Source organism: Streptomyces ossamyceticus, from assembly GCF_001418475.1.
Taxonomy (GTDB): domain Bacteria; phylum Actinomycetota; class Actinomycetes; order Streptomycetales; family Streptomycetaceae; genus Streptomyces; species Streptomyces ossamyceticus.
Genome location: NZ_LIQX01000619.1, coordinates 1 through 6744, shown reverse-complemented (window position 1 = coordinate 6744; position 6744 = coordinate 1). Strand labels below are relative to the sequence as shown.

General features: G+C 72.6%; 10 protein-coding genes. 4 read left to right on the top strand and 6 right to left on the bottom strand.

Going from position 1 to position 6744, the window contains the following annotated elements; genetic code table 11:
* The 6 genes from AOK15_RS34960 to AOK15_RS34935 form a co-directional block, all read right to left on the bottom strand.
* A partial coding sequence (locus AOK15_RS34960; RefSeq protein ID WP_157870464.1) for a serine hydrolase occupies nucleotides 1-277 on the bottom strand: 277 nt, incomplete at its 3' end.
* Between the two features lie 132 nt (nucleotides 278-409).
* Nucleotides 410-892 (bottom strand): organic hydroperoxide resistance protein, encoded by a 483-nt coding sequence (locus AOK15_RS34955; RefSeq protein WP_055522322.1) that lies wholly within the window; start codon nucleotides 890-892, stop codon nucleotides 410-412.
* Nucleotides 893-1098: 206 nt separating this feature from the next.
* Nucleotides 1099-1572 (bottom strand): MarR family winged helix-turn-helix transcriptional regulator, encoded by a 474-nt coding sequence (locus AOK15_RS34950; RefSeq protein ID WP_185093699.1) that lies wholly within the window; start codon nucleotides 1570-1572, stop codon nucleotides 1099-1101.
* A 14-nt stretch (nucleotides 1573-1586) separates the two neighbouring features.
* The gene (locus AOK15_RS34945) at nucleotides 1587-2366 is read right to left on the bottom strand and encodes an energy-coupling factor ABC transporter ATP-binding protein (protein WP_055522320.1); all 780 of its coding nucleotides are present in this window, start codon (nucleotides 2364-2366) and stop codon (nucleotides 1587-1589) included.
* The gene (gene cbiQ / locus AOK15_RS34940; protein ID WP_055522319.1) at nucleotides 2354-3115 is read right to left on the bottom strand and encodes a cobalt ECF transporter T component CbiQ; all 762 of its coding nucleotides are present in this window, start codon (nucleotides 3113-3115) and stop codon (nucleotides 2354-2356) included. The genes AOK15_RS34945 and cbiQ overlap by 13 nt, the downstream gene beginning before the upstream one ends.
* Nucleotide 3116: 1 nt before the next feature.
* Nucleotides 3117-4181, bottom strand: a complete 1065-nt coding sequence (locus AOK15_RS34935; RefSeq protein ID WP_055522318.1) for an energy-coupling factor ABC transporter permease — start codon at nucleotides 4179-4181, stop codon at nucleotides 3117-3119.
* Nucleotides 4182-4434: 253 nt separating this feature from the next.
* On the opposite strand from AOK15_RS34935, the gene AOK15_RS34930 reads away from it, so the two are divergent.
* The 4 genes from AOK15_RS34930 to AOK15_RS34915 all read left to right on the top strand — a co-directional run.
* Nucleotides 4435-4779 carry an SsgA family sporulation/cell division regulator gene (locus AOK15_RS34930; protein WP_055522317.1) on the top strand — a complete coding sequence of 115 codons (345 nt, stop codon included), beginning with the start codon at nucleotides 4435-4437 and terminating at the stop codon, nucleotides 4777-4779.
* Nucleotides 4780-4866: 87 nt separating this feature from the next.
* Entirely contained in the window at nucleotides 4867-5568 is a 702-nt protein-coding gene (locus tag AOK15_RS34925; protein WP_055522323.1) for a histidine phosphatase family protein, read from the top strand.
* A gap of 134 nt (nucleotides 5569-5702) precedes the next feature.
* Entirely contained in the window at nucleotides 5703-6005 is a 303-nt protein-coding gene (locus AOK15_RS34920; protein ID WP_055522316.1) for a hypothetical protein, read from the top strand.
* The coding region (locus tag AOK15_RS34915; protein WP_205632282.1) for a zeta toxin family protein at nucleotides 6002-6744 on the top strand (743 nt) is incomplete at its 3' end. The genes AOK15_RS34920 and AOK15_RS34915, both read left to right, overlap by 4 nt.

The window sequence follows — 6744 nt, the reverse complement described above, 5'->3', positions numbered from 1 at the left end:
CCACCGGGGCGTCCAGGTCCAGCTCGCCGCGCTCGGCCAGCATCAGCAGCACTGCGGCGGCGACGCCCTTCGTGGCCGAGCGCATGATCTGGGCGGTGCCGTGCTGCCAGGGTTCGTCGCCGTCCACGTCGCGGGTGCCGGCCCACAGGTCGACGACCTTGCGGCCGTGCTGGTGGACGACGACCGCCGCGCCCTTCTCTCCGAGCGCCTCGAAGTTGCGCAGGAACGCCTCCCGCACCGGCTCGAAGCCCTCGGCGACCGTGCCGTTCACATCCACGCCGGCGCTCCGTTCCGTTCGCTCGCCTCACTCGCCAGGTCGACGGGTGCAACGTACACGCACGGCGGGTGATTCCTCCGGCCGGGGCCCTCGGGTGCCGTGCGGGGCTTCCCCCGGGCCCCCGTGGGGTTCTCAGCCCAGCACGATCGTCACGTCGATGTTGCCGCGGGTGGCGTTGGAGTAGGGGCAGACCTGATGGGCCGCGTCCACCAGCTTGGCCGCGATGTCCTGGTCGAGGACGGGCAGGGAGACGCTGAGGGCGACGGCGAGGCCGTAGCCGCGCTGCTTGTTGGGGCCGATGCCGACCTTCGCGGCGACCGTGGAGCCGGTGAGGTCGTAGCCCTCGCGGCGGCCGACGAGGACCAGCGCGTTGTGGAAGCAGGAGCTGTAGCCGGCCGCGAACAGCTGCTCGGGGTTGGTGCCGTTGCCGTCGCCGCCCAGCTCGGGGGGCATGGCCACCCTCAGGTCGATATGGCCGTCCTGGCTGGTGATGAAGCCGTCCCGACCGCCGTGCGCGGTGGCCTCGGCCACATACATGATCTTCGCCGGACGGGTGTCCGGGCGGGCCTCCGCAGGAGTGTCGGAGCGGGTCTCGACAGCGGCGCCGTCAGTCATGAATGAGCCTCCCCCAGGAAAAGCGCGCACAAGTACATCGTGCACAAGGTACCGGCTGGTAGGTGAGAGCGGTTACCAGGGGGTAGTAACCAGCGGTAACAACGGGTGGCCACGGAGAAACGAATGGCCCGGCGAAACGGGTGACCCCGGAGACAGGGGCGCGGTGAGCGGTACGGCGGGGACGCGTCGGTCCCCGTCGGTCCCCGTCAGGTGGTCGTCGTCCGCGTCGACCGCTCCGCCCGTGCCGTCAGCTCCCAGAGCTCCTCCCGCAGGCGGGCCACGTCGCCGCCCCGCAGGCCCGTGGCGGCGGCCAGCGTCTCGGGGACGGCCTCCGCCCGGTTGCGGAGCTGTTCGCCGCGCCCGGTGAGCGTGATCCGGACCGAGCGCTCGTCGCGGGCGGAGCGGCGCCGGCTCAGCAGACCCGCCGCCTCCAGCCGCTTCAGCAGCGGCGAGACCGTGCCGTAGTCCAGGCGCAGGGCGCCGGCCAGCTCCTTGACGGTGGTCTCACGCCGCTCCCACAGGCAGAGCATGACGAGGTACTGCGGGTAGGTGAGGCCGAGTTCGTCGAGCAGCGGGCGGTACGCGGCCGTGACCGCGCGCTGGGCCGCGTACAGCGCGAAGCACAGCTGCTCGTCGAGGAGCAGCGACCCGGGCCACGCGGCGTCCTCTTGATTCGTCACGCGCCCCATTGTCCTCAGCTCCCCGCGGCGACCGACCTCGGGTCGAAGCCGAACGGCAACTCCAGGCGGTGGGCCCGCATCAGGGCGTCGTCCGCGAGGAGTTCACCGGTGGGTCCGTCGGCCGCGATGACGCCCTCGCTGAGCACCAGCGAACGGGGGCACAACTCCAGGGCGTACGGCAGGTCGTGGGTGACCATGAGGACGGTGACGTCCAAGGAGCGCAGGATGTCGGCGAGTTCGCGGCGCGAGGCGGGGTCGAGGTTGGAGGAGGGCTCGTCGAGGACGAGGATCTCCGGCTCCATGGCGAGCACGGTGGCGACGGCGACCCGGCGGCGCTGACCGAAGGAGAGGTGGTGCGGGGGCCGGTCCTTGAACTCGGCCATGCCGACCCGGGCGAGCGCGCGGTCGACGCGGGCCTCCAGCTCAGGGCCCTTCATCCCGGCGGCGGCCGGGCCGAACGCGACGTCCTCCCGCACGGTCGGCATGAACAGCTGGTCGTCGGGGTCCTGGAAGACGATGCCGACCTTGCGCCGAATCTCTGCCATGTGCTGCTTGCCGACCGGCAGTCCGGCGACGGCGACCGTGCCGGCGCCCCCGGTGAGGATGCCGTTGAGGTGCAGGACGAGGGTGGTCTTGCCGGCGCCGTTCGGCCCGAGCAGCGCGACCCGTTCGCCCCGGCCGATGGTGAAGTCGACGCCGAACAGGGCCTGGTGGCCGTCGGGGTAGGCGAAGGCGAGCCCGGCGACTTCGAGGGACGGGGGTACGGGTTCCTTGGACACGGTCACAGGGTCCATCCCAGCAGACAGACGACGAGGGCGGCGAACGGGAGGGCGAAGGCGTACGACCACTGCGCCCGCGAGGCGGTCACCTCGTCGATGACGGGCATGGTGCCGGCGTACCCCCGGCTGATCATGGCGAGGTGGACGCGTTCCCCGCGCTCGTAGGAGCGGATGAACAGCGCCCCGGCGGACTTGGCGAGCACGCCCCAGTGACGGACGCCGCTCGCCTCGAAGCCGCGTGACTCGCGGGCGATCCGCATCCGGCGCATCTCGTCGGTGATGACGTCGCCGTAGCGGATCATGAAGGACGCGATCTGGACGAGCAGCGGCGGCAGCTTGAGGCGTTGCAGTCCGAGGAGGAGTTCGCGCAGCTCGGTGGTGGCGGCGAGGAGGACGGACGCGGCGACACCGAGGGTGCCCTTGGCGAGGACGTTCCAGGCGCCCCACAGTCCGCCGACGCTCAGCGACATGCCGAGCACCTCGACCCGTTCACCCTGCGCCACGAACGGCATGAGCAGGGCGAAGGCGACGAACGGCACCTCGATCAGCAGTCGCCGCAGCAGGAACCCGGCGGGCACCCGGGCCACGCCCGCGACCGTGGCGAGGAGCGCGGCGTACAGCGCGAACGCCCACATCGCCTCGCGCGGCGTCGACACGACGACGACCACGAAGGCGAAGACGGCCGCGAGTTTGGTGTGCGGCGGCAGGGCGTGCACCGGCGAGTGCGCGTGCCGGTAGAGCTTGTGGGCGTGTCCGGCGCCCATGTCAGGCGTTCTCGGGCACGGAGGACGGGGAGGTCGCCTCGGCCTCGCCGGCCCGGCGCCTGCGCACGGCCCAGAAGATCCCGGTGCCGGCGACGACGGTGACGCCGACGCCGATCACGCCCGCGAGACCGCCGGAGAGCCGGGCGTCGGTGAGGCCCCGGACGCCGTAGTCGGCGAGCGGGGAGTCGGCGGCGGCGTGGTCCTCGACCTTGGCGTCGATGCCCTTGTCGGCGGCGACCTTCTCCAGCCCGTCCGGGTTCGCGGAGGCGTAGAAGCTGACGACACCGGCGAGGAGGAGGGACGTGCCGAGCCCGGCCAGGATGAGCTTGCGGGGCGACCGCGCGGCCACCGGCACGGGCGCGGGACCGGCGGCGGGGGCGTCGACGAGCTCGCCGTTCACACGGAGCTTCAGCGGGGCGGTCATTCCGCGGGCGCCGTGCACGAGGTCGGGGCGTACGGCGATGACGGCGCCGACGGTGGCGGCGGTGATCGCGGCCTCGCCGATGCCGATGAGGGTGTGCACGCCGACCATGGCGGTCAGGACGGAGCCGAGCGGCACGTCCGTGGTGCCGCCGATCGCGTAGACGAAGGTGAACGCGGCGGCCGCGGCGGGCACCGAGACGAGCGCGGCGACGAAGGCGGAGACGGTCACGGAGCGGCGCTTGTTCGGCAGGACCTTGACCAGCCCGCGGAAGACGGCGTACGCCACGACGGTGGTGACGACGGCCATGATGGTGATGTTCACGCCGAGCGCGGTCAGGCCGCCGTCGGCGAAGAGGATGCCCTGCATGAGGAGCACCACGGACACGCACAGCACCCCGGTGTAGGGGCCCACGAGTATCGCGGCGAGCGCGCCTCCCAGCAGGTGCCCGCTGGTGCCGGCCGCGACCGGGAAGTTCAGCATCTGCACGGCGAAGATGAACGCGGCGACCAGTCCGGCGAGCGGCGCCGTCCGCTCGTCCAACTCACGCCGGGCCCCGCGCAGGCTGACGGCGACGGCACCTGCGGCGACGACACCGGCGACCGCCGAGACGGGGGCGTTGATGAATCCGTCGGGGACATGCATGCGAGGGCTCGCTCTCCGGATCGCCCGGTGGCGATCGCATCCGGCTGCGCGTGGCTGGAACCTTACGATGATAGGGCCTTATTGCGAGGGTCTTGCAAGAGCGCCTTCACTTCGAATAGCGAACACATCGCCGTCCCGGCCCGGCCCGGCATCCTCCTCCACGGGCGGATGGCGGAAAATATGCGACATTGGAGAGGCACGGAGAGCGGATCAACAGCTTCTGCTTGGGTCACTCAGCGTGAGGAGCCGCCCGATGTCTGTCACCGTCGAGCAGTACGCACGGGCTCATGTCGTCACCGACTCCCCCGAGGACCGGGATACGGTCCCCGTGATCCTCCGCTACGACCCCGACGGCGGCCCCACCGCCGTCCACGTGGGCCTGCCCGGCCCCCACGAGTGGACCTTCCCCCGCGACCTCCTCGAACGCGGTCTGCGCACCCCCGCGACCGCCGGCCCCGTCAGCATCTGGCCCTGCGGCCGGGTCCAGGCCGTCATGGAGTTCCACTCCGCCCACGGGGTCGCGGTGATGCAGTTCGACACGAAGGCCCTGATCCGCTTCCTGCGCCGCACGTACACGGCCACGCCGGTCGCGCACTGAGCGCCCGCGATCGCCGCACGGAACACCGGCGATCTCGTACGGAACACCGGCGTTCCGGTCGAGCAGAATGACCGGATGGCCGATGAGATGCACAAGAGCGGGCTCGCGGCGCCCAGTTCACTCCGCGGACTGTGGGCGGTACGGCACGGGCAGAGCACCGCGAACGTCGCCTTCGCCGAGGCCGAGCGCACCGGCTCGACGGAACTGCCGGTCCCCGGACGGGACACGGACGTCCCGCTGTCTCCGCTGGGACGTGAGCAGGCCGGGTCGCTGGGCGACTGGCTCGCCGGGCTGGACGAGGGGACGGGGCCGGACCTCGTGGTCTGCTCGCCCTACGCCCGGGCCCGGGAGACCTGGCAGGTCATGGCCGCGCACCCACGGGTGACACCGCCTGAGCTGCTCGTCGACGAACGGCTCAGGGACCGGGAGATGGGTGTCTTCGAACTGCACCCACCGGGCGCGCTGCGGGCCCGCGCCCCCGAGGAGGCCGCGCGGCGGGCCCTGCTCGGCGAGTGGGCGTACCGGCCGCCGGGCGGTGAGGCGATGGCCGATGTCGCGCTGCGCGTACGGGACTTCGTGACCGAGTTGGACCGGGCCGCGCCCGGACGGCGGGTGCTGCTCGTGGCGCACGACGCGATCGTCATCGGCCTCCGCTTCGTCCTGGCCGGCCTGGGCGCGCCCTCCCCCGACACCCTGCCGCCGGTCCCCAACGCCTCGGTGTCGTCCTGGACCGGCACGGGCGGACGGCTGCGTCCGGTGCGGTGGGGCGACACCGCGCACCTCGCCTGAACCACCGACCCCTCGCCCCACGTCTCTGACGGCGACCGCCCGTACGACGCCGACCACGCCCTGGACCTCGACGCCGACACGGCGGCGTCACCACGTACGACGACCACGACTCGATGACGACGGAGGGACCCCCCATGACGGAGCAGCCCGATTCCGAGCCCGTGCTCTCGCGGGTGGAGCCGCTCGGCGGCGGCCAGTACGCGGACGAGCCCTACGAGGCGGCCCTGGGTGACCTGCGCAGGACCGTCGGCGAGGTCTCGGCCTCCCTGCGCGACGCCGCCGGAGCCACCCGCGAGCACCTGCTCGGGCGCCAGCGGGAGCTGAACCGGCTCCAGTTGGGCCTGCGCCCCGACGACACGGACGCCCTGGCCGACGCGCACGCCCTGTGCCGGCGGATCCGTACGGAACTGGCCCGACTGCCGGGCGGCGACGCATGAGCCGGTCGCCGAACGACCCCGCGACGTCGACGGGAGCGCCGACGGGGACGCCGAAGGCGCCGACCCTCGAAGGGCGGCTGCCCCTCGCCGAGAACCAGCGGATCTTCCGCGAGCAGATCGCCCCCGTCTTCCTCGACGGCTGCGCACCGCAACGGGCGCCGGTCGCCGTCATCGTGGCCGGGCAGACCGGCGCCGGGAAGACCGCCGTGACCCGTATGGTCAAGGACGCGCTGGACCGGGGCGGTCCCTCGGCCTGGATCAACATGGACTTCTACAACCCGCACCACCCCGAGTACGCCCGCTGGCAGGCCGAGCGCCCCCAGGAGGCGGACGCGCTGGTCCGCCCGGACGGCGACCGCTGGTGGGAGCAGGCCCAGGACCTCGCCCTCTCCCGCGGCTACAACATCCTGCTCGAATCCGCGATGGTCACCCCGGCCGAGTACGAGGACATCTGCCGCCGCATCCGCTCGGCGCGGCTCCCCGAGGGGGTCGCCCCGTACCGCATCGAGACCGCGTTCGTGGCCGTGCCCGGCCCCGTGAGCCGGCTCGGCGTCATGACCCGCTACCTCGACGAACTCCAGCGGCACGGCCACGGCCGCCTCGTCGACCCCGGCATCCACGACGCGGCACTGCGCGGAGTCGTACGAGGCGCCGCCGCCCTGGAACGGGAGGGCCTGGGCGACTTCGCCTCGGTGCTGCGCCGGGGCGGGGAGACCGTGCACATGCAGCACATCGCCCC